Below are 25,660 nucleotides of genomic sequence, written 5' to 3'. Positions count from 1 at the left end.
CGGACATGGGTGCCGGGCGGCTCACCCGACCGGTTTCAGCTGAAAATGGCTGACCCCCCATTCGGTTCCGTCTGCAAATCCGAACAGCCCGGCCGTGGCAAGGAAAAACCAGCGCCAGCGGCGGATCCAGAGTTCTGTGTCGTTGCCATACACACCGCGCAACGCGTTCTTGATGTCATCGCGATTTTGGTCGAAACGATCGAGCCAGTCGAGCGCTGTTCGCTGGTAATGCCGCCCATTCCAGCGCCATTCCTGCTCAACCTGGAACAGGTCGCCATATTCGCGGATCAGATCATGGCTCGGCATTACTCCGCCAGTAAAGAAATGTCGCGCGATCCAATCTTCGGTTTTCGCGTGGTCAAAGACGTAAGAGCCCGATCGGTGGCTGAAGATATGCAGGAAGAGTCGGCCGTCCGGCGCGAGCCACGAGCGGATGCGCTTGAGCAATTCGCGCCAATTCATCATGTGCTCGAACATCTCCACCGATACGATGCGGTCAAATCCCGTTTCGGGTGCGAACTTGTTCATGTCGGCCGTAACCACCCGAAGATTCTGCAAGCCCTCGTTCGCGGCTTCACGTTCGATATGCACACGCTGAGAGTGCGAGTTCGAGACTGCGACGATCGTGGAACGGGGAAACTGTTTCGCCATTTGCAGTGACAGGGCGCCCCACCCGCAGCCGAGTTCGAGGATCGATTGCCCGTCGCGGAGCCCGGCATGTTCGATGGTCTGCCGCAGTGCCTCTTCTTCCGCTTGCTCCAGGCTGAAAGCCGGCTGACCGTAGTAGCAGCACGAATATTTTCGCTTCGGTCCCAGTACAAGCTCGAAGAATGATGCCGGGACCTCGTAGTGCTGCGCGTTGGCTTTCTCCGCGTGTTCGGCGATCGGGCGGCCCGCAGTCGCGGCAACAAAATCCGAACTGATCGCAGCCGCCTGTCCCGAGAGGGCTGCGGCGGTTCTCGCGCACAGGCGAGCGATTGCGGCCCGGATCAACACGTCCGGCAGCGGAACGCGCTCCGCCACGGCGATCATCAGCGATAGAGAGCTCATTCAGGATTTCCTTTGCGGAGGAAGGGGAAAGAAGGGACTGGTCTCGGCCTGGTAGGCGCGGTAACGATCACCGCGGGACCGCAACATCTGCGTCTCCAGCGGCGGAATCCCGCTCACATGCACGAGCAGCCAGTACATGATCGCGGGCGCGGCAAGGCTGGCCCAACCCCAGGGATACGCCGCCGACAGCGCGATGGCCGGGTAGGCAAGCCAGCCAAGCCATTCGAAGAAATAGTTGGGATGACGGGACCATCGCCACAATCCGACGTTGCAGACCTGTCCGGCATGGGCTGGATCAACCTTGAAGCGCCGCAGCTGTTCGTCGGCCGCGGCTTCACCCGCGATTGCTATCAGTGCGATGGCCACCCCCACATAATCCTGGATTCGCAACGCGGATAGCGGGGCGTGCGCGGCCAGAAACACCGCAAAGGCGAGAGGCGCGGCGGCCCATGCCTGTATCTGAAGCAAGCCAAACATTCGCCGGGGGGCCGCCGCACCCCATTCCTGCGCGAAGCTCGCATAGCGGGGGTCATCCGCTATGTGCCGGGAACGAACCGCGATGTGGGTGCCGAGCCTTACCGACCACAACAGGACGAGTGCGGCGGCAATTACTTGGCGGGTCGTCAGGCAGCCGCCGAGAGGCCATAGAGCGGCAACTGCACTCACCAGGCCCACCGAATAGGTCCAAATGGTGTCGACCCAACCGGAGTTGCCGGTACGCTGCTGGACGATCCAGGCCAGCGTCATCAGGACCGAAAGGGAAAGTCCGATTGCGGCCAGGATCTCAATATGCATCTGCGCCATTCATCCAGCCGAACTGACTGCCTTTTCATGGGCCCGGACCTGCGTCGCTGCCGTTTCTGACGCCGGCGATCACCTGGTGTTTCCCCCAGGTGATCCGGAACTGTTGTCCTGTCGTTTACAGGGAGGAAACGTCATTGCCCCTCGATCGGATCAGTGACGGGTCCAGGGGCGCGAAGGTCGGGTCTGGTCGAAACCGGTGATCTCCACCGCCGTAGCTCAAGACGCACATTTGGGGGCAGGTCGGGATGCGATTGGCGGTCATTGGAACAGGAATTTCCGGGAATGCCGCTGCATGGCTGCTGTCGCAACGCTATCCCGTCACGGTCTACGAGAAAGAATTACGTCCGGGCGGGCACAGTCATACCGTACGGATCGATTACGATGGCGAGGCCATCGACGTCGATATTGGCTTTATCGTCTTCAATGAACTCAATTACCCTGAATTAACGGCGCTGTTCAGCCATCTGAACGTCGAAACGCTCGAGACCTGCATGAGCTTTTCGGTCTCTGTCGATGCGGGCCGGTTTGAATGGCGGGGCGGCGGTGAAAACGCCTACCAAACGGCGGCTGGACTGTTTGCTCAGCGTCGCAATCTTTTTTCACCCTCGTATCTGCGCATGCTCACGGAGATATTGCGCTTCAACAGGCAAAGCGTGGCGGACTTGCAGGCGGGCAGCCTCGCCGGCTTGACGCTGGGAGAATATTTCCGGGAACGTGGTTTCGCGCCGCGCCTGCTGACGGATTATCTGGCCCCGATGGGCGCGGCGATCTGGTCATCGCCGTCGGATCAGATATTGTCGTTTCCTGCGGAAAGTTTCGTCACTTTCTTCGACAATCATCGCTTGCTGCAACTCGATCGTCCCCGGTGGCGCACGGTGAGAGGCGGAAGCCGTCGCTATGTCGAGAAGCTCACGGCGGACTTCAAGAGCAGGATTCGCCTTGGTTGCGCAGCTATTTCGGTTGAACGCAAACCGACTGGCGTTTCTATCCTGGATAGTCATGGACGGCGGGAGATGTATGACGCTGTTGTCCTTGCCTCCCACAGCAATCAGGCGCTGGGGTTGCTTTCGGATGCCGACCCTCGCGAACGCACGGTCTTGCAGGCGATCGGCTACGCGCCGAACACAGCCTATCTGCACAGGGACGGACGGCTGATGCCCAAGCGTCGTGACGCCTGGGCATCCTGGAATTTCCTGCGTTGGCAGCGGGAGCGCCCTGCGGAGAACGATGTTGCCGTCACCTATTGGATGAACCGGCTGCAGGGCATAAATGACGACAAGCCGCTGTTTGTCAGCCTTAACCCGCCATTCGAGCCCGCCGAGCACCTGACATTTGGCAAGTACGTCTTCGACCATCCGCAGTACAATGCAGCTGCCTTTGCCGCACAAAGACGGTTGTCCGAGATCCAGGGACGACGTCGTACCTGGTTTTGCGGCGCCTGGACCGGCTACGGCTTTCACGAAGATGGACTGCGCTCGGGAATTGCAATTGCCGAATCCCTCGGCGCTGTCGTGCCCTGGCATCAATCCGAGACGCCGCTCGCCCAAGCTGCCGAGTAGGGAGATGACTGCAACGGAAGAGTGCAATTCAAGCGGCGCCGCAGCCGCGCTCTATTTCGGGAAAGTGATGCATGCGCGGTTGCGGCCAACACGGCATCGGTTTACCTACCGTGTCGTGAGTCTGCTGATCGACCTGGGCCGGCTGGAAGAGGCAGATCGACAATCGGTTCTCTTTGCGGTCAATCGCGCCGCACTCTTCAGCTTCCACGAGGCCGATCACGGGGAGCGGAACGGGGCATCGTTGAGCGCATATGCGAGACGTCTCGCAGCCGAGCGTGGCATCGACCTTGCCGGAGGTCATGTTCTGCTGCTGTGCTATCCGCGTCTGTTTGGCTACACCTTCAACCCTCTTTCGATCTACTTTTGCTACAGCGCATCCGGCGAGCTCGTACTGCTGATCTACGAGGTTCGTAATACGTTTGGCGAAATTCACTCTTATGTGCTGCCGGTGAAGAATGGCCAGCGCAGCGGCGAGACTCTCCGGCAAAGCCAGACGAAGCAGTTCTACGTGTCGCCGTTCATCGCAATGGCAATGCGCTATCACTTCCGCGTCTTGCCGCCTGCAGAGCAGATCAAGGTGAGAATCCTGGAAGCGGACGAGGCCGGTGCCGTCCTCGCGGCCGCCTTTTCCGGTCGCCGACGTTCGCTGACGTACCGCTCGCTGATGCATGCCTTCGTGGCCGTGCCCCTTGTCACATTCAAGATTGTCGCTGCGATTCATTGGGAGGCGCTTCGGCTGTGGCTGAAGGGTGTGCCGCTGGTGGCTCGCGCTCGCGGGTAGCCGCCGGAGCGCGCGGCGAATCCGGGCGATGTCCAGGTGGCCAAACTTGCCGGTTTTCCGCCGCTGGACAGATTGCCTCCGCCGCGGCATTTCCACCGTGGCCACGTTTGGCCTTCCAAACGGTCAAGTTTCGCCTTTAAGTGCGGCTTCGAGATCGGGAGGCTGGCGGCACCGTCCCGCGGAACGGAGAGCGGACGGGCGCTATCCGTCATTCAGGCCAGCGCCGCGGTCCTCAAGGATCTTTTCGCCCTTCGGGGTCAGTTCGTAAATATCCCCATCCTTCAGAACGTAGCCGTCTATGATCAGCTTCGCGATCTGCCCCTGTTTGTCCTCGGCGAACGCGATTGATTGCTGAATATCGCATAAAACGGCGATCTCTTCGTCCTTCAGCATGACCATTCTCCTCTCGCTCGAACGGGCCGGTCAGGGCCACGGACGCCCGCTCGCACGCGATCTGCGAGATATAAGCCGTGGGGCCGGCGAGGCGGGCGCGCTTGCCGGAGCAAGCGCGCGAAAATCTCGTTCAGGCGGCTTCCGCGTTTACAGCCGAGAGCGCGAGCTTGGTTAACGTTTCGTCGGTCTTCCTCTCCTCCGAAAGGGTCTCGTCGAGCAACTTGCCGGCGTCTTTGTGTCCAAGCTTGTCGGCCCATGTCTTGAGCGTGCCGTAGCGTGAGATCTCATAGTGCTCGACGGCTTGGGCGGCTGCCAGCAGACCGGCATCAAGCGCGGGTGCTCCCTTGTACTCATCCATGATCTCTTTGCCTTCGTCGAGAATGCCTTCGATGGCGTCGCACTTCTTGCCGCGCGCTGGCTTGCCGAGAATTTCGAATATCCGCTCGAGGCGTTCGATCTGGCCTTCGGTTTCGTCGTGATGCTTTTCAAATGCCTGCCGCAGCTTGTCCGAGCTTGCGGCCTTGGCCATCTTGGGAAGGGATTTGTAGATCTGCTTCTCGGCGTAATAGATGTCCTTCAGCGTATCGACGAACAGCTCACTCAGGTTCTTTTCCGACATGCGTTCCTCCAAAAGCGAAAATGCGCCGCTTGCTCAACACTGGGCCATGATCGTAGTTCCGATCGGGCGATAAACGCGCGCTTGGTTTGTAGTGGCCGGCCGGCAAACGTCAGGGTCCGACTTCCGGAAGAAGAGACCCTGGACGACGCAAAGGAGGTGCAGAAGAAAACCGGGCCGCCGGCGCAAGATCGGTGATCACGATCATCGATCTGACAGCCCCTCAATGAAGGGCGGCCAACGGAAATCGGATCATACTCGTTCTGCTGAACGAGTTGATGCGGGCGGCGGCCACTTCTTTAATCCGACCATACGGTCAAATCAGTATTGGCGGGAAACAATTGGAGTTGGCCATCATCGGAAGTCGACGACATCAAACAGCGATGCGCTCTTCGACCGTCTGTTCAACCGCCGCTTCCTGAGTTGACGCGATAACTTCCGCCGGGGGCACGGTAACCAGCCGCTGCAAATCCGCTTCCTTCCGGAGAGCAGCAATCGAGGTGCCCGCCTTCTGGACCAGACCAGCCAGCTGCTTGTCCGAAACCTTCAGGCGCTTTTTCAAAATCCGAACTTGAACCCGGTTGTTCAAATCCAGCTTGTTGCGCGTTGCGCTATATCGTTGCCGCCGCATGCTGCCTCCTGATCGTTAAGCATCTACGCCGAACCCGAACGGGACCTTCGGCCTTTCGGAACCGGTTGGTGACTGTCCTGCTTTCCGCGTTAAATCACTCTTCTTCAAAAGGAAGCGCGCAGAGGCGGGCTATGTTCCGCGTGCCGGAGAATTTCGTTCGTACTTGTCGAGATGCCACGGACAAGCTGTTGGCAGAGATGCTGCCGCGACGTCGTTGCAGCCAAGGGGCGAAGGGCGAGGCGGCAGGATCAAACGGGAGGACGAGGCCTGGGCGTTATCCTGCAAGAGCGTCGGCACCTCGATCATGCGCTCATTCGATCGGTGCCAAGACGAGCCGCAGCCTGGTCTGATCCGGCGGCCGGGCAGGCCCGTTTACGAATGGCAAACCATATCAAATTGTCTGAAAATTTTCGGCGAAACCTTCAGATGCGTCCCACGTCATCCCGCGGGAGGCCTGGACATGACTGTTCAAAACCATGCCGAAAAGCGGAAATTGGATATCGCGCGGTACCGGCGGCTGGAGCGAGAGGTCACCGACCCGCTTGCAATCTGTCTGCTGCGCTTGATTGCCGAAGAGCTGGAATCGGATTTGAATGATGCGCGCGGGCCGGTTCCACGCGGCTCGCAGGGGCGTTCGCCTCACGAGGCTCCTCTCGCTGACTGAACCCGGGCCGACCGCCCCGGTATGCCGCGGCAGGTGCGATCGTAGCCCGGCTTGTCCTCGATTTCGCTGCACTCCGGAAGTATTGTCAGTCGGGGAGCGACGGGATGGAAGCCTCCGCTTCGATCAGGGATTCCCGCTTGAGGTCGCTCCAGAACTCGGCCGGGATCTTGGCTTGCAGCGAGTTCCAGTCTTCCCGGATCTGTTGATCGCTTCGCGCACCAACCACGAGTGCGACCGCTACATCGGCCGCCGCGGAAAATTGAAGGGCAGCCGTCCTAAGATCGACGCCGTAACGGCCGGCAACGGCCCGTAGCTTCTCGCGCTTGTCGATCACGACCGCTGGAATCTTGAAATTCTCCTTGCCGTAGTTGTAGCGCGGACTGCCGGAGATGAAGCCGGCGTTGAGCGACGAGCCGATGACGAGAGAAATGTTCCTCTTTCGGACCGCCGGAAACAGTTCGTTAACTGCACTGGCGTGATCGATGAGGGAATACTGTCGGGCACACAAGCAGACGTCGAGGTCAGCATCCTCCATGACCCGCAGGATCGGCAACGGTGTGTTCACGCCGATTCCCCAGGCGCGTATGAGTCCTTCGTCGCGCATCCTTGAGAGCGTCGGAAAAGCGCCCTTCCGCGCTATCTCGTACTGCTCCTCCCAACCGTTCGGAAAATACGCGAAGTCCGGAGAGATGTCGTGCACGAAGACAACGTCCAGGCTGTCGACGCCGAGCCGCTGCAGGCTGTCTTCGATCGACCGGCGTACGCCATCGGCCGTGTAGTCGAATACGACGTCATTGGGGGAGTCGGACAGCGGAAAAATTTCCGCATGCCGGTTGTTTTTCGAAGCCTTGAACAGCTTTCCAACCTTGGAAGAAAGCAAATAGTCTTCCCGATTCTTGTTATGCAAAAAAGAACCGAAGCGTCGCTCGGCAAGGCCGAATCCATACCACGGAGCAACGTCGAAGTATCTCACTCCCATCTCCCACGCTGCCGTCAGCGTGCTTTCGGCCTCCTTGTCGGTATGTTTGTTGAATTCGTTTCCAAGTGAAACGCCGCCCATTCCGAATCGAAACCGTGGCTCGAAAATCTGCTGTGCGCGATTGGGCATAATGATGGCTGCCTGCTAAAGGTGCCCTTGGACAGAACAACGGCCGATCGATGTCGTTCCTCGCTGCGAGAGAGCCTCCGTGGCCTCACGGCGCAAGATCGCTGGGTCAATCGGCTTTGAAAAAATCGTTGCCTATTGGGCGTCGCTTTCCCGAAGAGGAGGTGAGTGCGCCCCGCAGCGCAGACAGGGGGAAGCCAGGCTAGGCCTGCAGCCTCCCCAGCCCGGCTTCGACGATCTCGATTTCCTCATCACAAGCCCGAATGAGCTTGCTCACGTCGAACAAACCATCGGTCATTTCCTCGAGGCGCTTGCGCATCCTGGTGCGGTGCTCGCGTAATTCTTCCAGAGCCTGTCTATTTTTCAGGTTCACATACGCATCAACGATCAACTTGACTGCTTCCGGCATATTTACTCCGCATACGACGGTCGACGGCCCCCGGCATCCCTGGGTTTGAGGCGGATACCGGGAGCCGTTTCCCCGCGCGCATCAGAATTCACTCGCGTGCGAGCAATTCCAGCCATTCGCCTTCTTCTCACTAACAAATGTTGCGTTGACCGCGCTTTTCCGAAGACTATCGAGCAGAATGACCGCGGCCCGGGTTCACTTTTGGACGAAAGAAGGCGGCTTCCCGCGTCTTGAACTGGTTGCCGGAGAAGGAAAGATGACGGCCCTGGCTCGTGGTCCGGCCGATCGAGGGCTCCTGAACTCCGGCGAAAATCCCGGGCGCTCGAGAGCATTGTACTTTCTCCGGCGCGGGAATCACGCAATGATGATTTCGAATCGATTCGCGGTGAAACGATGTACAGGCGCGAAAATCTGGACCGCAAGATCATGGAGCTTCAGCGGATGCTCGCGGTGACGGATGATCAATTGACGGTTGCGCTCTTGAAGATGGCCATCGAAAGCGTTCTCTACGAGAGAAATTCGCTTGCTTCGGACAGGAAATCAGCGGGCGAGGTGACGCAAAACGAGGTGACACCAAACTAAGGACGGGATTCCCAAACCGTCTGTCCCACCAGTGTCACAAGCCAAGCAACTCTCCGAACTTGAGGTTGAATCGAGGATGCGTCGCCAAGGCGAGAGGAAACCATTTCCCTCTCGCATTTTCAAAGACGCCCGCCGGGCCGCTTGTTGGCCCGTTCATCGAGAGGCATCCCGGCGGACCTGCCCTGTGTTCACAATCGTGCATTAGAAAAGGTCTGTCGAACGACGGCTCAATTTGAGTAAGCGACTTATCGCAATATTGCATGAGCGGCACGCAGATCCGGTCGTATTGGACCGAAGCACTTGAAGATAGGTTGCCGGAGGGTTTCTAGAAGCGAGAATCATGAGTTTGGAATCATCCATTCTGTCGCTGTGCAATCGCGTCGAAGCTATGGCGCCCCGATCCAGAGCCGGAGTCAGCATTGCCAGCGTCGACCGTACGCACCTGGCTCGCGCGATCTTTCCTAGTCTGCCGACAACATTTCAATCATCGATCAGGGATCTTGCGATGGGCGCGCCCTACTTCGGGGCATGTACGGCTGCGATGGATGGCAATGCCATAATCACTTCGCAGGACCTGACGAAGGAAGATCGCTTTGATGAACGCTTCGTCGAGGTCTGCATTCTTCATGGGATCCGCTCGTTGCAGTCTCGCCCGGTCCACGGGCGCGGCAAACATCCTATTGGCACGTTCGTGATGGGATATGCCCAACCCGCCGACCTCCGGGATTTCGACGTTACGTTGATGGAGTTCGCCGCGGACGCGGCCGGAGTGCTACTGCAAAAGCATCTCGACGGCGAACTTGGGTGATGGGCGGCGGCTCCGGCAGGGCTACTGGCTTTGGAGCCCGGCTCACCGCGCCATTACGGAAAATCAATCGCGGAAACCCTTCGGTTTGCTTCTAACTGTGGGAACTTAAAAGGTTCCAAAGGCGTTTCAGGCAACCCGCCCACGATCCCCTGCGAAACGGATGACTCTCGCCAACCACACTCTTCTGCGCGCCCAAACTGGAATCCGCGGCCTGGATGATATCCTGGAGGGCGGTCTTGCTCGAAACCGGCTGCACTTGCTCGAAGGTACCCCGGGCACGGGTAAGACGACCATTGCGCTCCAATTCCTGCTTGCGGGAGCCGCCGCCGGCGAAACCGGGCTTTATGTGAGTCTTGCCGAGACTGAGGAGGAGCTCAGGGAAGGGGCGGCGTCGCACGGATGGTCGATCGGCGAGCAGGTGAAAATCTGCGAACTGGTCCCACCCGAAAGCGTGCTCGATCCGGAGCAGCATCAAAGCCTGCTCTATTCGTCTGATCTCGAGCTTGGCGAGACCATCGAGCGCATTTTTGCAGCGATCGAAGAACATAAGCCGCAACGCATTGTCATCGACAGCCTCTCCGAAATTCGGCTGCTTGCCCAGAGTTCATTGAGGTACCGGCGGCAAATTCTCGGTCTCAAGCACTATTTCGCCCGTAATAAGTCGACTGTTATTACTCTCGACGATCTCACAACGGAAAGCACGGATCGGGCGGTCCACTCCATTGCACATAGCGTGATCCATCTCGACCAGCTCGCGCCGAATTATGGCGCTGAACGGCGGCGCCTGCGCGTAGCCAAATGCAGGGGGCAAAGTTTTCGCGGTGGCTACCATGATTTTGTGATCGAACATGGCGGCATACAGGTATTTCCCCGCCTGGTGGCGGCCGAACATCGGGTGGGTTTTGCAGGTGCCATCCTCAAGAGCGGCATTTCCGAATTGGACTCGTTGCTGGGCGGTGGCCTCACGGCCGGCTCGAGCAGTCTCATCGTCGGGCCGGCCGGCACGGGAAAGTCGCTGCTGGTCCTGCAATTCCTGGCGGCAAGCGTTCGGCGCGGGGAACGGGCTGGTCTTTTCGTCTTCGATGAGGAGCTGGGACTTCTGATCTCGCGCGCCAAGAGCCTTGGTATCGATCTTGAAGCCATGCGCAACGACAACAAGCTGTTTATCGAACAGCTGGACGCCGCTGAATTGTCACCAGGCGAGTTCAGTCACCGGGTGCGCAGGTGTGTTGACCGGGAGAACATCCACGCCCTCGCGATAGACAGCCTGAACGGCTACCATTCGGCGATGCCGGAAGAGCAGTTCCTGATCCTTCATCTGCACGAACTGCTGCAGTATCTCAACCGGCGCGGCGCGGCGACGCTGCTCACTGTGGCGCAGCATGGCATGATGGGCGACATGAAGCAGCCTGTCGATGCGACCTACATCGCCGATACCGTGATCATGCTGCGCTATTTTGAGGCGATGGGTCGCGTTCGGCGTGCAATATCGGTGATCAAGAAGCGCGCCGGTGCGCATGAAGATACAATACGTGAATTGAAGATCGGTGGAGAAGGTATCGTCGTGGGCGAGCCGCTGGTCGAGTTTCAGGGGGTGCTGCGAGGCATACCGACCTATGTCGGCAGCAAGGCGCCGCTCATGGAGAGTCTGTGAACAGGGCAGTTCATTCCGAGGGGACGGAGCGAGCTCTGATCCTGGCGCCGCGCGGGCGAGATGCGGTGCTTGCGCAAGCCATTCTGTGCGAGGCAAATCTGCGAGCGGAGATTTGCGAATCGATCAACGAGCTACTATCGGGGATTCATTCCGGTTGTGAGCTTGCCATCGTGACCGAGGAAGCGTTTCGCGGCATAGACACCCGGCATCTTGCGGAATGGGTCACTCGACAGCCGGCGTGGTCGGACTTCCCCTTCATCGTGCTTACCGAACACGGCGGAGGACTCGAGCGCAATCCGTTGGCGGCGCAGATCACCGACACACTCGGAAGCGTCAGCTTTCTCGAACGTCCCTTTCATCCGACGACGCTGATCAGCGTTGTCCGGACGCATTTGCGCGGGCGGCGGCGCCAGTATGAGTGCCGCAGGCTAAACGAAGAGCTCGAATTCCGGGTCCAGGAACGCACCAAGGAACTCGCTGCTGCAAATCGCCAACTTCTGGCTCAGATCGAGGAGCGTGAGCGCGTTGAAAGCACTTTGCGACAAATGCAGCGTCTGGAAGCGGTCGGACAATTGACTTCAGGTGTCGCTCACGACTTTAATAATCTTTTGACGGTCGTCCTTGGCAACATCGCGTTCGTGGAGCGGGAGTTTGCGGCGCGCGGCATTGATGGAAAGCTGTCTCAGCGTCTCGCAATGATGCGTACGGCAGCCGAACGCGGCGCCAAGCTAACGGATCAATTGCTGTCTTTCTCCCGCCGCCAGCGACTTGAGCCCAGGGTGCTCGATCTCAATGCCACTGTCGCCAGCATGCGGGATCTGTTGCAGAGCACGATGGGCGGCAGCATCCAGATCGAGACCGTGCTGACAGAAGGCCTCTGGCATGCGCTGGTCGATCCAACACAGCTCGAACTGGCCGTGCTCAATCTTGCGATCAACGCTCGCGATGCGATGGGTGTAGGAGGACGCTTGCAAGTCTCGACAGGCAACGTTCGCCTTGGCGAACCCGAAACGCCTGAAGAGCCGGGCCCCGGCGAGTATGTCGAGATATGTGTCTCCGATACCGGTTCCGGCATGTCGCCGGAAGTGCGAGCTCGCGTGTTCGAGCCGTTTTTCACCACGAAAGAAATCGGCAAAGGCTCCGGGCTCGGCCTCAGCCAGGTTCTTGGATTTGCCAAGCAGTCAAACGGCGGCGTGCGTGTTGATACGGTTGAATACGAAGGCACCTCGATTCATATCTTCTTGCCGCGTTCTCAGCTCTCTCAAGAGGCCGAACGCGGCCCCGTTCAGGCACAAGCGAGCAAGTCCGAGTTGCACGCGCGGGTGCTGTTGGTTGACGATGATGATGCCGTGCGACAAGTGACCGCGGACATGCTGAACGAGTTGCAATACGAGGTTCTGGAAGCAGGCAGCGCTGGAGCTGCCTTTGATATCCTCGATGCAGAGCATATCGATTTGTTGCTGCTGGACTTCGCGATGCCCGGGATGAGCGGCGCCGAGGTGGCGCGGCGGGTTCGAACGCGCTACCCATCCCTGCCGATCGTGTTTGTGACGGGATATGCTGATCGTGCCGCACTCAATGGTATCGGCGGATCGCGAACGATAGGGAAGCCATTCAATGTCCGCGAGCTCGCTGAAACTGTTGCGGCTGCTCTGATCGGTTCCAATTGTGGTGATTTGACCTCACGGGAAGTGACACGACCAAGTCGTTGTTTGATGTGAATACGCGCACGCCGTAAAATTAAGATGCGGAAAAGTAACCTAAGCGGTCTTGGCCGATTTCAGCTTGGCTTCGAGATAGGCCACCATGCCGGACAGGGTGGCAAGCTTGGGATAGTCGATCTCCGGAATTTCGAGCCCGGTGCGGTGATGCAGAGCGGTCACGAGGTTCAGAAAATCCATCGAGTCGATGTCAATCGTTTCGCGCAAGTCGGCTGCCGGATCGACCGTTGCGATGTCGATTTCAGGAGCAATGTTGTTGAGTTCTTCCTGTACGACCTTCCGAATGTCGGCTTCGCTCATAGCTTTTCGGGCTCCTGCAACAGTTTACCGATCTCGGCGAGAAATAGTGCGCCTGCGTGCCCGTCGGTGACGCGGTGGTCGCCGGCCAGGGTGATGGTCACCACCGACCGCGGCTCGATTGCGCCGTCAACGACCCAGGGCCGCGTCACCACCTTGCCGAAGCCAACGATTGCGACCTGCGGTGGGTAGATGATGCCATAAAGCGCCTCGACGCCGCGCTCGCCGAGGCTTGAGACCGTAATCGTTGGATCGGTCATTTCCGAGCTGCGCATCCGTCCGGCCCGCGTACGCTGCACAAGATCTCGCATCCCGCTCATCAAATCGTCGAGGGACAGCTTGTCGGCATCATGCAGTGCCGGCGCAGTGAGCCCGCCGCCGCGGATCGCGATGGCTACGCCGACATGCACTGCTGCCGAGGGTTCGAATTTGTTGTCGCGGTAAAAACCGTTGAACGCCGGGAAGCGAGCAATAGCCACGGCGACGGCTTTCAGTGCAAGCGCGCCGATCAAAAGGCGGCCATCCGGTGGCAGGGTGGCGTTCCTTGCGGCGAGCCAATGCTCGCATGGCGTGACGTCGATCTGATGCTGGAGATAGTAATGCGGAATGTCGCGTTTTGATCGCGCCATCGCGGCTGCAATCGCTACCCGCATCGCTGCGAGATCGAGGCCCAGGGGACGCTTCGCTTCAGCCGGCGGCGCGGCCGCAGCAAGATGGCGCTCGACGTCAGTCGACGTGATGGCCCCGCCAGGCCCGCTCCCAGCGATCGCTGAGAGATCGATGCCGCGCTCCTCGGCAAGCCGCCGTGCCGCCGGCGATGCCGCTTTTCGGGCTGCGACGCCGGCAGCTGCCGGTAAAGGCACTGGTGGTCGCGCCGGCGGAGGCATCACGGCGGCGGCCGGTTGCGGTATGACCGGGGGCGCCGGCATAGGCGCGGCAGCAGCCGCCAACGGGGGCGGAGCCGCCGCCTTCGCTTCGCCTTCGGTCCTGATCAGTGCGAGCGGCGTTCCGACCGGCACCTTGCTGTGAAGATCGACGAGAAATTGTACGATCTGACCGGGCTGATAGACCTCAATTTCGATCGCGCCTTTTTGCGTCTCGACCACCGCAACGATATCGCCGCGCTTGACGAAATCGCCCGGCTTCACCAGCCATTCCACCAGCGTGCCGGTCTCCATGTCGGCACCGAGAGAGGGCATGCGAAACTCTTCCACGGCGCTGCCTCATGCCCGGCCAAGCGCCGCCTTCGCGGCGGTCACGATCTTCGGCGCCTGCGGGAGTGCCGCATTTTCGAGATGGCGAGGGTAGGGGATCGGGACTTCCTCGCTGCAAACCCGGCCGATTGGTGCATCAAGCGACCAGAACGCCTGTTCGATGATGCGCATGCCGATTTCCGCGGCGAGGCTACCGGAACGCCAGCCTTCGTCGACAACGACAGCGTGCCGTGTCTTGCCTACCGAAGCCATGATGGTGACATCGTCGAGCGGTCGCAGACTGCGCAAATCGACGACTTCTGCCTCAATGCCTTCGGCCGCCAGCGCGGTCGCTGCCTCGAGCGTCTTCCAGAGCGAACCTCCATAGGTAATCAGCGAGACATCGCTTCCCCAACGGCGGACGACTGCCTTGTCGATACTGACCGCGCCCGCATCTCGTGGCAGCTTGCCGGATATGTTGTAGAGCATGACGTTCTCGAAAATCAGGACCGGATCGGGCTCCTGCAACGCCGTCCACAGCATGCCGCGTGCATCCTCCAATGTAGCCGGCGCAAGCACCTTGATGCCGGGGATATGCGCGTACCAGCCTTCGAGACTGTGAGAATGCTGGGCGGCAAGCTGGCGGCCGGCGCCGGTCGCCATGCGGATCACCAGCGGGACGCCGAACTGATTGCCTGACATGTGGCGCACGGTTGCTGCGCTGTTGAGAATCTGGTCGAGCGCGAGCAGGCTGAAATTTACCGTCATCAGTTCGACGATCGGGCGCATGCCGGCCATCGCGGCACCAATGCCGGCGCCGGTGAATCCGGACTCCGAGAGCGGCGTATCGCGAATCCGTTCCGGTCCGAACTCGGCGAGCAGCCCGTGGCTCACCGCATAGCAGCCGCCATAGCGGCCGACGTCCTCGCCCATCAGGAAGACGCGCTTGTCGCGGGCAAGCGCATCGCGAAGGGCAGCGCGGACCGCTTCGCGGTAAGTCAGCTCGATCGGGTCAGTCCCGGGTAGCTCCTGCTGCATGATGCCCTCATTGACCGGTCGGCACGACGCTGTCGGCATAAACGAAGCGGCTGAGCTGCTCGACAGGCTCCCACGTCCCCGCCTCGGCGAAAGCGACGGCCGCCTCGATCTCGGCATCGATCTCCCCGGTCAAGCGGGAGACCTCGTCCGGATGGATCATGTGATTGGCCTCGAGCCACCCCTGGAAGCGTGCGATCGGTTCGCGCGGCCGCCATGAATCGACCTCGGCCTTGTCACGGTAAAGTTGCGGATCGAACATCGAATGCGCGCGCAGCCGATAGGTGCGGCATTCGAGGAAATAGGGCTTTCGGGTGTCGCGTACGGCCTGCACGGCCCGGCGGGCCGCCGCCTCGACCGCGACCACATCCATTCCGTCGACGATCTCGGACGTAATCCGATAGCACTCGGCCTTGCGGTGGATATCGGTTTCGGATTCCGAGATGGCCAAAGCGGTACCCATGCCATAGAGATTGTTTTCGCACACGAACAGCACCGGCAGCTGCCAGAGCGCCGCCAAATTCAGGCTCTCGTGGAATTCGCCTTCCGCGACCGCGCCGTCGCCAAAGAAGCAGGCATTGACGAGATCGTCGCCCTGCATGTGGGACGCAAGCCCAAGCCCGACCGCCAACGGCAGGCCGCCGCCGACAATGGCGTTGCCGCCATAGAAATTTGCGGCGGCGTTGAAGAGATGCATCGAGCCGCCGCGTCCGCGGCTGCAACCTTCCTGCTTGCCATACATCTCGGCCATCACGGACGTCATCGGCACACCGCGCACCAGCGCCTGCCCGTGCTCGCGGTAGGTCGCGACGATCCGGTCGCGCTTCTCCAGCGCAGCGATCACACCGACAGCAACCGCCTCTTCGCCGTCGTAGAGATGCATGAAGCCGCGAATCTTCTCTTGCGTGTATAGCTCGGCGCACTTGTCCTCGAAGCGGCGGATGCGGATCATCTGCCTCAACATGTCCAGCATATGCTCGCGCGACAAATGCGGCTTTGCGGCTGCGACCGTCATCGTTCCTCGCTTTCCAGCGTCGAGATGTCGCCCTCGGGGAGACCAAGTTCGCGGGCCTTGAGCAGACGGCGCATGATCTTGCCACTGCGGGTCTTCGGAAGATTCTGGCGGAACGCGATGTCCTTCGGCGCGACTGCCGGACCAAGGCGTTGCCGCGCATGCCCGAGCAGTTCCTTGCGTAGCGCCTCGCTTGCCGTAAAGCCATCCTTGAGGGCCACATAGGCCTTGACCACTTCACCTGCGGTCGGCTCCGGAATGCCGATCACTCCGGCCTCAGCGACGGCCTTGTGCTCCATCAGCGCGCTTTCGACCTCGAACGGGCCGATCAGATGGCCGGAGCTCTTGATGACGTCGTCGGCGCGGCCGACGAACCAGTAGTACCCCTCGCTGTCGCGCATCGCGAGATCGCCGGTGAGATACCAGCCGTTCACGAAGCACTTCTTGTAGCGCGCTTCCTCGTTGAGGTAGCCTCGCATCATCGATGGCCAGCCGGGACGTAGTGCGAGTTCGCCCATCGCCATGGGTTTGGTGATTTCGCGCACGCTGCCGCCTTCGAGGTGTTCGACAATCCCCGCCGCAATCCCGGGCAGGGGCCGGCCCATCGATCCCGGCTTCACGTCCATCGCCAGGAAGTTCGTGATCATGATGCCGCCGGTCTCGGTCTGCCACCAGTTGTCATGGAAGGGTTTGCCGAAGGCTTGCATTCCCCACAGCACGGCCTCCGGGTTGAGCGGCTCTCCGACGCTCGCCAGCAGGCGCAGTCTGGAGAGGTCGAATCGTTTGGCGAAATCAGCGCCGGTCTTCATCAGCATCCGGATCGCCGTCGGCGCCGTGTACCAAACGCTGACCTTCTGATCCTGGAGGATGCGGTACCAGCGCTCGGCGTCGAATTCGGCCTGATCGATCACCATCGTGACGCCGTTGGTCAGCGGCGAAATGATCCCGTAGGAGGTTCCGGTTATCCAACCGGGGTCGGCGGTGCACCAGAAAATATCGTCAGGATGGAAATCGAGGGCGAGCTTGCCGGTGACGTTGTGGGCCACGACGGCTTCGTGCACATGGATCGCGCCCTTCGGCTTGCCCGTGGTGCCGCTGGTGAAGTGCAGGAGCGCCATGTCTTCGGGAAGAGTTTGCACGGTCTCGCAGACTTCGGACGCTTGCGCGAGCGCCGCGGCAAGATCGATCGTATCCGGCGGCAGGTTGGCCGAGCATTCGGTCAAAAAGACTTTCTCCAAGCTTGCCAGTTCCTTGCGCCAGGGCTCGATCTTGCGACGATAGAGGGCTTCCGTGGTGACGAGAGCATTGGCTTGCCCGATCGTCATTCGCGCCTTGATGGGCTCGGGTCCGAACGCCGAAAACAAGGGTGAAAAGACGCTGCCGTTCTTTAGCGTGCCGAGCGCCGCAAAATAGAGCTCGGGCACTCGTCCAAGCAGCGAGAAAACGCGGTCGCCCTTGCGGATTCCGTGCTCCGCCAATGTGTTGACGAAGCGGTTCACCTGCGCGCCAAGCGCGCTATAGGTGAAGTCGCGAATCTTGGCGTCGCGAGCGATCCAGCGCAAAGCAAGCTTGTCACCGCGGCCCGCCTTCAGATGGCGGTCGATCGCCTCGTAAGCGATGTTGAGGCCGCCGCCCGGCAGCCCGTCAAGCAAGGCACGTGCCTGGTCCCAGGCGAATTTTCCGATGAAATCCTCGTAGTTGGAGAGGTTGGCGCCAGGATAGTCCTCAGGCCGCTTGCGGATTCGTTCATCGCGAGCGTTCGCTGTCGGGTCCATAGTGATCATGAGGAGGCTCCAGCTTGTTGCGGGGGGCCGACGGGCGCGCCCGGCGCGCCCCTCGCACTGTCCGCGCCGAGCATGACCTCGCAAAGCCGCTGCAACATCGGCACACCGCGCATTTCGGTTTCGAAGAACGGCACGATCGCGCGCACGCCATCGTCGAACTTCCGCCAGGTGGCCTGCATGTGCTCCTGTTGCGAAGCGACAGGTGTTTTGCCGAAGCTCTCCATTCTGTCGCAGAACGAGACCGGGTATTCCATCAGTGGTTCGGCTTCCTTCTTGCTGAAGGACAACATTTCGCGGAACAGCACGAGCCTCCTCGCGGTCTCTTCAGCTTCCTGTTAGTTGAAACTGTGGTTCCTCAAACAGGAGATCGTATTGATCTGCGTCAACCGGTGCTGATCGCGCGGCATAAGCTGCGGAGCTTCGGAAATCGGCGGCTCGAAAATCGCTGTCGCTCGGCGGGTTGGAAGCGCGCCGGACAACATACCTCGCAGCGCAACGCGTGCCCGGAACCGCATTGACCGGGCGACATTCACTGCTGAGGGACCGCAAACAAGATGAAGACGGCTACAAAAGTCCTTTCAGTACCTTGAGGAAGATCAACTCCTTGCCGGTGGTGTGTGGAGAAATGAGCGCTGTCTATGACGTGCTTTTGGATGTTGCGGCGGCACGGTTCGGCCGGTCGTCGCAGCGGGAGTCATTCAAATGGCTTCTCTGCGCTTTAGATAATGGGAACTGGATGGGAGGGACGCTATGGGCATTGCAATTACGCTAGCGCGCTATCTCGCCGAACAAGGCGTCAAATATGATGTTGTGGAGCATCCACACACGGCAACGGCATTGGACAGCGCCAAAACGAGCCACGTATCGCTTGATCGCCTCGCCAAGGCCGTGGTGCTGAAGGGGGACGACGGCTTTATGGTGGCGGTGTTGCCTGCCTCGGGCCACATACAGTTCGGCCAACTCCGCAAAAAGCTCGGAGCAGAGGTGGACATGGCCAATGAAGAGCAGATTGAAGCGCTATTTCATGATTGCGAGCCGGGCGCGGTTCCTGCGCTCGGGGCCGCTTATGGGCTAAAAGTCGTAGTGGACGACAGCTTGGCAGGTGCGCCAGAGATCTATCTTGAGGGCGGCGATCATGCGAGCCTCGTTCATCTCAGCGGCAGCGCGTTTCAGAACCTTATGGCCGGTGCCCGGCACGAGCGCTTCGCAGAAGCTCCGTAGGCGTCGCTTGCCGCAGAAAAAAGTGTGGCGCAGGTAGTTTGCGGCACACCTTGTTATAGGCGGTCAGGATTGTACGATGACGAGCCTTGCAAAGCTCCTCGCCGAAAAGCAGCGGCTGCTGGATCGACTAGAGGAAGGTCCGGGCGTGCATGAGCGCGACGAAATCGAGCGGCTTCTTGCCGAGATTGACGAAGCGCTGGCTCTCCTGGATGACAGCAGACCGGGCATCAGTGGAGATCGCGGCGAATAAGCGTGTCATACCTTGCCGGGGCCGCGAGGCGGCTTGCAGATCCTGACAGTCCGCTCGGTACCTCGCCGCGCATCGAGAGGGCTCAAATGCTACGGCTATTTCTCGTACCAACCGACCAGCGTTGCCTCTGCGAGGATGAACTTGCGCGCCTCTCGTTCGACCTCGCGGCAGGACGGATTGGGTTGGACCCGAAGATGGTCGGTCGAGAGCGCGAGCAGGCGGAAATGGTAATGGTGAGGCCCATGGCCATGAGGCGGGCAGGGACCGCCATAGCCTGTTTTTCGAAAGTCATTGACCGCCTGTTTCATCTTCGCCTTTTCCGCAAGGTTTTCGACAAGCTCCGTTGAGGTCGGCGGAATGTCGTAAATCGCCCAATGGTGCCATGTGCCGGCCGGAGCATCGGGATCATCGCAGAGCAAGATGAGACTCCGTGTTCCCTCCGGCGCATTTGACCATTGCAGGGGCGGCGAGATGTCCTCTCCATCGCAGGTGAACCGTCGGGGAATGGCGGCTCCGTCGGCGAAAGCGCTGGAACTGAGTTTCATGGCATCCTCCATCAGGCGGGAGACGTCGGTTGAGGCTTGACAAGTTCTTCGAGATCCGGCTCCCCGCATCGTGCGAGCATCGATCGACGCACCTCGTCACGCAACTGAGCGATGGATTGAAAATCACGACCTTTGGGAGGCACCGGATCATCGATCTCGATGCTGATCGCGCTGTGGCGGGGAAACCATTGGTCGCTGCGTAACACCGTCCGCGTACCCTTGATGATGCCCGGCAGAACGGGAAGGCCGGCATCGGCGGCGACCTTGAAGGCGCCGAGATAGAAGCCGGACAAGCCGGCCCTGCGCGTAAATGTTCCTTCGGGAAAGAACACCAGGAGCCGGCCCTCCCGGGCGAGTGCGCCCAAGGCGGCCGCATCGGCAAGACTGCCGGACACATCGTAACGCTCGACGAAGGGAGTGCCGAGCCGGCGCAATACGGCTCCGGCGATACGCTGCTGCGCTAATTCGCGCTTCGCAACCATGGCTGGCTCGCCCGGGAGGGTCGCTGCGAGCGCAAATACATCCATGTAGCTCGAATGATTGAAGACGAGCACCGCACCTTCCGCCGGGATCTTTTCGATCCCGCGGATCGTAAGCGGTATGCCCATGGCCGCCAGCGCGGCCCGCCCGATCCGCCTCAGCGCGGCCCAGCGCGACCTGGTATTCGGCAGGATCAGTACGACCCCGCATCCGGCAGCGAATGCGCCGCCGAGCATCGTCCACCACCATGCGGCATAGAGATTTTCGCCGAGCAGTCGGCCCAGCCTTCGCAGCCGTGGACCCGCGCTCGACAGTGCGAGGCGTAGCAGCTGCCACCACAGCGTTGGCTGCGTCTGTCCGATCCGACCGCTCAGGTATAGTTCCCGCGCGGCGCTGCGGCGGATCTTTCCACTTGAGGTCTTCGGGACGGTGCGCGGCGGCGCCAGCCCGATCTCGTCGGGCGGTGTGCCCGCGACATCCGTCACAACGCCATGTGCACGCGCCTGCAAGGCGGCGCGCGCGGCGGGATCGCTCTCGCGGGTCTCGACCAGCACGACAACCCGCTCTGTCCCCGAGGCGCGATCGGGCACGCCAAACACTGCCACACCGCCCTTGTGCACGCCGGGTACGTTTGCGACCGCTTCTTCGATCTCCTGCGGATAGAGATGCCGGCCGGCACGGATGATGATGTCCTTGATCCGCCCGGTGACGAAGATGTCGCCGTCTGCCATGTAACCGCGATCGCCGGTGTCGAGCCAGTCGCCGTGCAGAAGTTCGCGCGTCTTGGACTCGTTGCGAAAATAGCCGCGCGTGGCCGACGGACCGCGAAACTCGATTCGTCCTTCCCGGCGCTCGCCCAGTTCATAGCCCGCCTCATCGACAACTCGGATCTCATGGCCTGAAATCGGCTGGCCGCAAGCCGGGATCTCCAGCACGGCCGCATCGTTCGGATCCGCGGCTTCCGCGATGCCATGAATGCTGAGCTGGTCCCGATTGACCCGATCGATGACCGGGAGCCGGCCGAGCGGCGGGAAGGCGAGGCCGACCGAGGATTCGGCCAGCCCGTAGACCGGCGCCATCGCCTGAGCGGGAAATCCATGACGCGCGAAGCGTTCGGTAAACTTGCGCAAGGTCTGGACGCTGACTGGCTCGGCACCATTGACGAGCATGCGCAGGGAGGACAGGTCAAGTCCCTTGATGTCGTCTTCGGTGATCTTGGCGAGACAGAGTTCGAAGCCAAAGTTGGGCGAGGCCGAAAAAGTCGCGCGATACCGGTGCATCGCCCAGAGCCAGCTTTGCGGGCGGACCAGAAAGCTGAGCGGCGACATCACATAAAGCGGCACGGCGAAGTGCAGACATCCGAGCCAGGCACCGATAAGCCCCATATCGTGATAGAGCGGCAGCCAGCTGACGAAGATGTCGGCGGAACTCGCGTCCATCGCGACTCCCAGCGCGCGGATGTTGGCGAGGAGGTTTGCGTGAGAAAGTACGACGCCCTTTGGGTCGCCGGTACTTCCCGATGTGTATTGAATGAGCGCAATTGCGTTCGCGTCCTGCAACTGCGGCAACGTGACCGGCTTCGCCGATGCTTCAACTTGCGGGACGGTCATAACAGTATGAAGGCTTTCGACCAGATTGCCGAGCAAACCAGCCAGCGTTAACCCTTCTTCCGGCGTGATCAGCATGCTCGTGCCGGCGTTGCGCAGGATCCCGGTCTGGCGCCGCAGATGCTCCTCGAGTTGCGAAAGCCGCATGGGCGGGTAGATCGGCACCGGTATCGCGCCCGCATAGAGGATGCCGAAGAAGACCACAAAATACTCGACGCTGGTTGGCAGCATCACCCCCACCCGGTCGCCGGGCAGGATGTCATGCTCTATCAGCCCGGCCGCTATCCGCCTGGCCCTGGCTGCCAATTGTCCATAGGTGAGAGAGCCGAGAACCGTCGCTTCGTCCTGCAACACGGTCAGATGTAGCCGATCGGCGTGCCGTGCGGCGTGCCACTCGAGCACCTCGATCAGTGTGCGGGCTTCATTGGCGGCCGGGACCGCGGGCAGGACGGATACGGGTGCGGCGGCGAATGCCGCGTGCTCAAGCTCGGGCCTGGCTTGTTCAAGTGCGCGAGCGAGATCCTCGACGGTTTCAGCCTCCCCGATCGTTTGTGCCGGAAGGCGCACTTGGAAGGCGCGTTCGATGCGCAGGATCAATTCAGTGCGGGCGAGGCTGTCAATTCCGAGGTCGCGCTCGATGCGGCTGGATGGATTGACGTCGATGAACCGGCTGCGCTGGGGGTGAAGCTCGCGGACGAGGTCGCGGACGACCGCAAACAGGTTATCGCGGCGCAACTGCTCCATATTGCCCGGTGCCAAATCGTCCATAGTTTCATCTAGAGCGCAACGTCAGGCCGGCATTGACCAGGATCAACTTGCTGTCGCGCGCGAGGCTTAAGTACCGTGGACCAGGGCGAGACGCTCTGCTGCGACGAAGCAAAACCGCTGTGAGAAACGCCGATGCGGCCGCTTTTTCATCCGACTCTTGTCAACGGCCGCTGCGGAGATCCGGCCCTCTACGTCGAGACGCTGTTCGAAAGCCGCTGCCTGTTGTTCGATCTCGGCGATATTGCCTCACTCTCTCCGCGCAAGGTGCAACGTATCGACCGGATATTCATCTCCCACGCGCATATCGATCATTTTGTTGGGTTCGACCATCTGCTTCGACTGCTCGTGGGACGCGAGAAGTGCGTGCATATCCACGGTCCGCCGGGACTCGCCAGGCGCGTTTATCACAAGCTGCAAGGCTATCAGTGGGACCTCGCGGAGGGCTATCGTTACGATCTGGTCTTCGTCGTCAACGAGCTTGAGACGCCGCAATCCATCGTGACCACCCGTTTCCGGCTGAAAGCGGGGTTTGCCGCAGAGGCATTGGGTTCGAGCGCCACCATTGACGGCGTGCTCTGCGAGGAGCCGACTTTTCGCGTCTCGGCGGCGGTCCTCACGCACCACGCTGCCTGTCTCGGCTTTGCGCTGCAGGAGGCGGCCCATATCAACATCTGGAAAACCCGGCTTTCCGAGCGCGGTCTTCCGGTCGGCGCTTGGCTGCGTTCGCTCAAGCGCGCCATCATCGAAGGCCGCGCGGACGACCATTTGATCCAACTCGATGAAACGGCGGCGGCCGGCCGCTTTGCGCGGCTCGGCAGCCTGCGCGATCTCGCGACAATCACCGCCGGCCAGAAAGTCGCCTACGTGACCGACGTTGCCGATATCCCATCCAATCGTGCCGCGATCATTGCGCTCGCCCGGAAAGCGGATCTTCTTTTTATCGAAGCGGCATTTGCGGCGAGGGATGCCGAACTTGCGCGACAGCGCGGACATCTGACGACCGCCGCTGCCGGAGAAATCGCGCGGGAAGCCGGGGTCCGCCGCGTCGAGCCATTTCACTTTTCTCCCCGTTACGCGGGCGAAGAACGGCAGCTCCTCGATGAGGTGATGACGACGTTCAGGCAGACGCACTGAGGTGGCATTGCATGCACGAGCATCGGGAGCCGCATGTCCATCAACGATCGCTACGGCTGTTTTTGTGCGGCGATGTCATGTGCGGTCGTGGTATCGACCAGATACTGACCGATCCCTGCAGTCCCGAAATCTACGAGGACTACATGAGCTCGGCCGGGGATTACGTTCTGCTTGCCGAGCAGGCGAACGGGCCGGTTCCGCGGCGCAATCACCCATCCTATGTCTGGGGCGAGGCGCTGGAATATCTCGGGCATATGCAGCCGGATGCGCGCATCATCAATCTGGAAACCGCAGTGACCCGCAGTGATGATCACGTAGATAAGGGCATCAATTACCGCATGAGCCCGGAAAATGCCGCATGTCTTGCCGCCGCCGGGATCGATTGCTGCACGTTGGCTAACAACCACGTGCTCGACTGGGGGCGCGCCGGTTTGAAGGAGACCTTGGCGACTCTGCAGAGGCTGGACATCAAGGCGGCCGGCGCGGGGTGGAACGAAGCAGAGGCTCGCGCGCCGGCCGTGCTCAATCTGTCGAAAAAACGCCTCCTGGTATTCTCGTTCGGCTCGCCGTCGAGCGGTATACCCGTTGACTGGGCGGCGACGAACCGTGATCCAGGGGTCAATTTTCTGTCCGATCTGTCCGAGACGACCGCGCTGCGGGTCGCTGCACGGATTCTAGCGCTCAGCAAGCCAGGCGATCTTGTGGTCGTTTCGATTCACTGGGGGTCTAATTGGGGATACCAGGTCCCGGCGGAGCAGCAGCGAAGCTTCGCTCGCAAGCTGATCGACAAGGCGGGCGTGTCGATCATTCACGGACATTCGTCACACCATCCGAGGCCAATCGAAATCTATCGCGATCGCCTCATCCTGTACGGCTGCGGTGATTTTCTGAATGATTATGAAGGTATCCGCGGGCACGATCGCTACCGCGATGACCTCGTGCTGATGTATTTTGCCGATCTGGATTCGGGCCGGGGGTGCCTTTCCGCACTCAAATTGGCGCCCTTTCAGATTAGAAAGTTCCGTCTGTCCATTCCGTCGCAAGGCGACATCGAATGGATTCAGGCGACACTCGATCGGGAATGCCGGCGATTTGGAACAAGAGTCGTGCTTGCGCCCGACGGCCAGCTGGAAGTCGCCATTACATCGGCCGGCAGTATCTAATCAAGGAATGGAACGCATCCGGTCCTTGCGGCGTTCGGACTGCCTTCTTGAATCAGGACATCTCCTCGAAACAGAGGTACTTCTTGTGCAGGGTCATCGACGTTTTGTAGCCGTCGAGGGTTATGCGAACTGAATCCCGGTATCTGCCGGAGCCGACGACGATGCCCTGCTTGCTGGCAAGGCGCGGCCCAGCGGCATCGGTGATCCTTATACGCGCGCCGATCTTGAATTCAGCAGTGAAGGTCGGTGTTTCCATTGACTTTTCCCAGCCCCGGGCAAAATGGGGATGGTAGATTTTGGGGCAAATAACATAGGTTACTTGTTGGACATTTCTCCCCAGATCCGTGCTGCCAGCCGCCACGGATCATAGGGGAGGCGGTCGCCGTCGCCCGGC

27 protein-coding genes are annotated in these 25,660 nt (G+C 60.5%); 11 read left to right on the top strand and 16 right to left on the bottom strand.

Annotation, left to right across the window (positions count from 1 at the left end; all coding sequences use genetic code 11):
* Positions 1-21 precede the first annotated feature (21 nt).
* Both NEZ08_RS16560 and NEZ08_RS16555 read right to left on the bottom strand, forming a co-directional pair.
* A complete protein-coding gene (locus tag NEZ08_RS16560; RefSeq protein WP_298108976.1) occupies positions 22-1,050 on the bottom strand; it encodes a cyclopropane-fatty-acyl-phospholipid synthase family protein in 1,029 nt (342 codons plus the stop codon).
* Positions 1,051-1,854 carry a DUF1295 domain-containing protein gene (locus tag NEZ08_RS16555; protein WP_298108974.1) on the bottom strand — a complete coding sequence of 268 codons (804 nt, stop codon included), beginning with the start codon at positions 1,852-1,854 and terminating at the stop codon, positions 1,051-1,053. It lies immediately after the preceding gene.
* Positions 1,855-2,099: 245 nt separating this feature from the next.
* Between NEZ08_RS16555 and NEZ08_RS16550 the strand changes: the two genes are divergently transcribed.
* Both NEZ08_RS16550 and NEZ08_RS16545 read left to right on the top strand, forming a co-directional pair.
* Positions 2,100-3,413, top strand: a complete 1,314-nt coding sequence (locus NEZ08_RS16550) for an FAD-dependent oxidoreductase (RefSeq protein ID WP_298108972.1) — start codon at positions 2,100-2,102, stop codon at positions 3,411-3,413.
* Positions 3,414-3,417: 4 nt separating this feature from the next.
* On the top strand, positions 3,418-4,194 hold the full coding sequence (locus NEZ08_RS16545; protein ID WP_298108970.1) for a DUF1365 domain-containing protein: 777 nt from the start codon (positions 3,418-3,420) through the stop codon (positions 4,192-4,194).
* Between the two features lie 201 nt (positions 4,195-4,395).
* Here the strand turns inward: NEZ08_RS16545 and NEZ08_RS16540 are convergent, their stop codons facing one another.
* The 3 genes from NEZ08_RS16540 to NEZ08_RS16530 all read right to left on the bottom strand — a co-directional run bounded on the left by NEZ08_RS16540 (position 4,396) and on the right by NEZ08_RS16530 (position 5,834).
* Complete coding sequence (locus NEZ08_RS16540; protein ID WP_298108967.1) at positions 4,396-4,587, bottom strand: hypothetical protein; 192 nt, start codon at positions 4,585-4,587, stop codon at positions 4,396-4,398.
* A 130-nt stretch (positions 4,588-4,717) separates the two neighbouring features.
* Positions 4,718-5,206: a ferritin-like domain-containing protein gene (locus tag NEZ08_RS16535; protein ID WP_298108965.1), complete on the bottom strand. Its 489-nt coding sequence runs from the start codon at positions 5,204-5,206 to the stop codon at positions 4,718-4,720.
* A 370-nt stretch (positions 5,207-5,576) separates the two neighbouring features.
* A complete protein-coding gene (locus NEZ08_RS16530; RefSeq protein WP_298108963.1) occupies positions 5,577-5,834 on the bottom strand; it encodes a DUF3606 domain-containing protein in 258 nt (85 codons plus the stop codon).
* Positions 5,835-6,294: 460 nt separating this feature from the next.
* On the opposite strand from NEZ08_RS16530, the gene NEZ08_RS16525 reads away from it, so the two are divergent.
* Positions 6,295-6,498, top strand: coding sequence for a hypothetical protein (locus NEZ08_RS16525; protein ID WP_298108961.1), 204 nt, complete (start codon positions 6,295-6,297; stop codon positions 6,496-6,498).
* Between the two features lie 85 nt (positions 6,499-6,583).
* On the opposite strand, the gene NEZ08_RS16520 is transcribed toward NEZ08_RS16525, so the two are convergent.
* Together NEZ08_RS16520 and NEZ08_RS16515 are read right to left on the bottom strand one after the other, a co-directional pair.
* On the bottom strand, positions 6,584-7,558 hold the full coding sequence (locus NEZ08_RS16520) for an aldo/keto reductase (RefSeq protein ID WP_298108959.1): 975 nt from the start codon (positions 7,556-7,558) through the stop codon (positions 6,584-6,586).
* 247 nt (positions 7,559-7,805) lie between these two features.
* On the bottom strand, positions 7,806-8,012 hold the full coding sequence (locus NEZ08_RS16515; protein ID WP_298108956.1) for a hypothetical protein: 207 nt from the start codon (positions 8,010-8,012) through the stop codon (positions 7,806-7,808).
* A 393-nt stretch (positions 8,013-8,405) separates the two neighbouring features.
* On the opposite strand from NEZ08_RS16515, the gene NEZ08_RS16510 reads away from it, so the two are divergent.
* The 4 genes from NEZ08_RS16510 to NEZ08_RS16495 all read left to right on the top strand — a co-directional run bounded on the left by NEZ08_RS16510 (position 8,406) and on the right by NEZ08_RS16495 (position 12,777).
* Positions 8,406-8,594, top strand: a complete 189-nt coding sequence (locus NEZ08_RS16510; RefSeq protein WP_298108954.1) for a hypothetical protein — start codon at positions 8,406-8,408, stop codon at positions 8,592-8,594.
* Positions 8,595-8,934: 340 nt separating this feature from the next.
* Positions 8,935-9,402, top strand: a complete 468-nt coding sequence (locus tag NEZ08_RS16505; RefSeq protein ID WP_298108952.1) for a hypothetical protein — start codon at positions 8,935-8,937, stop codon at positions 9,400-9,402.
* Positions 9,403-9,562: 160 nt separating this feature from the next.
* On the top strand, positions 9,563-11,056 hold the full coding sequence (locus NEZ08_RS16500; RefSeq protein ID WP_298108949.1) for an ATPase domain-containing protein: 1,494 nt from the start codon (positions 9,563-9,565) through the stop codon (positions 11,054-11,056).
* Entirely contained in the window at positions 11,053-12,777 is a 1,725-nt protein-coding gene (locus NEZ08_RS16495) for a response regulator (protein ID WP_298108946.1), read from the top strand. The genes NEZ08_RS16500 and NEZ08_RS16495 overlap by 4 nt, the downstream gene beginning before the upstream one ends.
* 39 nt (positions 12,778-12,816) lie before the next feature.
* On the opposite strand, the gene NEZ08_RS16490 is transcribed toward NEZ08_RS16495, so the two are convergent.
* The 6 genes from NEZ08_RS16490 to NEZ08_RS16465 are packed head-to-tail and all read right to left on the bottom strand — an operon-like array spanning position 12,817 to position 18,403.
* Positions 12,817-13,077 (bottom strand): acyl carrier protein, encoded by a 261-nt coding sequence (locus NEZ08_RS16490; RefSeq protein ID WP_298108944.1) that lies wholly within the window; start codon positions 13,075-13,077, stop codon positions 12,817-12,819.
* On the bottom strand, positions 13,074-14,273 hold the full coding sequence (locus tag NEZ08_RS16485) for a dihydrolipoamide acetyltransferase family protein (protein WP_298108942.1): 1,200 nt from the start codon (positions 14,271-14,273) through the stop codon (positions 13,074-13,076). Before NEZ08_RS16485 ends, NEZ08_RS16490 begins: the two co-directional genes overlap by 4 nt.
* 24 nt (positions 14,274-14,297) lie before the next feature.
* On the bottom strand, positions 14,298-15,305 hold the full coding sequence (locus NEZ08_RS16480) for an alpha-ketoacid dehydrogenase subunit beta (RefSeq protein ID WP_298108940.1): 1,008 nt from the start codon (positions 15,303-15,305) through the stop codon (positions 14,298-14,300).
* 7 nt (positions 15,306-15,312) lie between these two features.
* On the bottom strand, positions 15,313-16,317 hold the full coding sequence (gene pdhA, locus NEZ08_RS16475) for a pyruvate dehydrogenase (acetyl-transferring) E1 component subunit alpha (protein WP_298108938.1): 1,005 nt from the start codon (positions 16,315-16,317) through the stop codon (positions 15,313-15,315).
* Positions 16,314-18,098 (bottom strand): acetate--CoA ligase, encoded by a 1,785-nt coding sequence (gene acsA, locus NEZ08_RS16470; protein ID WP_298108936.1) that lies wholly within the window; start codon positions 18,096-18,098, stop codon positions 16,314-16,316. Before acsA ends, pdhA begins: the two co-directional genes overlap by 4 nt.
* On the bottom strand, positions 18,095-18,403 hold the full coding sequence (locus tag NEZ08_RS16465) for a hypothetical protein (protein WP_298108933.1): 309 nt from the start codon (positions 18,401-18,403) through the stop codon (positions 18,095-18,097). The genes acsA and NEZ08_RS16465 overlap by 4 nt, the downstream gene beginning before the upstream one ends.
* Positions 18,404-18,848: 445 nt before the next feature.
* Here NEZ08_RS16465 and NEZ08_RS16460 point away from each other — a divergent pair, with 445 nt between their 5' ends.
* Together NEZ08_RS16460 and NEZ08_RS16455 are read left to right on the top strand one after the other, a co-directional pair.
* Complete coding sequence (locus tag NEZ08_RS16460) at positions 18,849-19,319, top strand: aminoacyl-tRNA deacylase (protein ID WP_298108930.1); 471 nt, start codon at positions 18,849-18,851, stop codon at positions 19,317-19,319.
* A 76-nt stretch (positions 19,320-19,395) separates the two neighbouring features.
* The gene (locus NEZ08_RS16455; RefSeq protein ID WP_298108927.1) at positions 19,396-19,569 is read left to right on the top strand and encodes a hypothetical protein; all 174 of its coding nucleotides are present in this window, start codon (positions 19,396-19,398) and stop codon (positions 19,567-19,569) included.
* Positions 19,570-19,664: 95 nt separating this feature from the next.
* Here NEZ08_RS16455 and NEZ08_RS16450 read toward each other — a convergent pair whose 3' ends face one another.
* Complete coding sequence (locus NEZ08_RS16450) at positions 19,665-20,114, bottom strand: YbhB/YbcL family Raf kinase inhibitor-like protein (RefSeq protein ID WP_298108925.1); 450 nt, start codon at positions 20,112-20,114, stop codon at positions 19,665-19,667.
* A gap of 11 nt (positions 20,115-20,125) precedes the next feature.
* The gene (locus NEZ08_RS16445; protein ID WP_298108922.1) at positions 20,126-22,969 is read right to left on the bottom strand and encodes an AMP-binding protein; all 2,844 of its coding nucleotides are present in this window, start codon (positions 22,967-22,969) and stop codon (positions 20,126-20,128) included.
* Positions 22,970-23,101: 132 nt separating this feature from the next.
* On the opposite strand from NEZ08_RS16445, the gene NEZ08_RS16440 reads away from it, so the two are divergent.
* Positions 23,102-24,103: an MBL fold metallo-hydrolase gene (locus NEZ08_RS16440; protein WP_298108920.1), complete on the top strand. Its 1,002-nt coding sequence runs from the start codon at positions 23,102-23,104 to the stop codon at positions 24,101-24,103.
* 11 nt (positions 24,104-24,114) lie between these two features.
* Positions 24,115-25,266: a CapA family protein gene (locus NEZ08_RS16435; RefSeq protein ID WP_298108917.1), complete on the top strand. Its 1,152-nt coding sequence runs from the start codon at positions 24,115-24,117 to the stop codon at positions 25,264-25,266.
* Positions 25,267-25,318: 52 nt separating this feature from the next.
* On the opposite strand, the gene NEZ08_RS16430 is transcribed toward NEZ08_RS16435, so the two are convergent.
* Positions 25,319-25,522 carry a hypothetical protein gene (locus NEZ08_RS16430; RefSeq protein WP_298108914.1) on the bottom strand — a complete coding sequence of 68 codons (204 nt, stop codon included), beginning with the start codon at positions 25,520-25,522 and terminating at the stop codon, positions 25,319-25,321.
* Positions 25,523-25,660 lie beyond the last annotated feature (138 nt).

The sequence above is a fragment of the Bradyrhizobium sp. genome (genome assembly GCF_027451485.1).
GTDB lineage: Bacteria > Pseudomonadota > Alphaproteobacteria > Rhizobiales > Xanthobacteraceae > Bradyrhizobium.
Note: the sequence above shows the minus strand (reverse complement) of the source record. Positions and strands in the feature narration are given on the sequence as shown.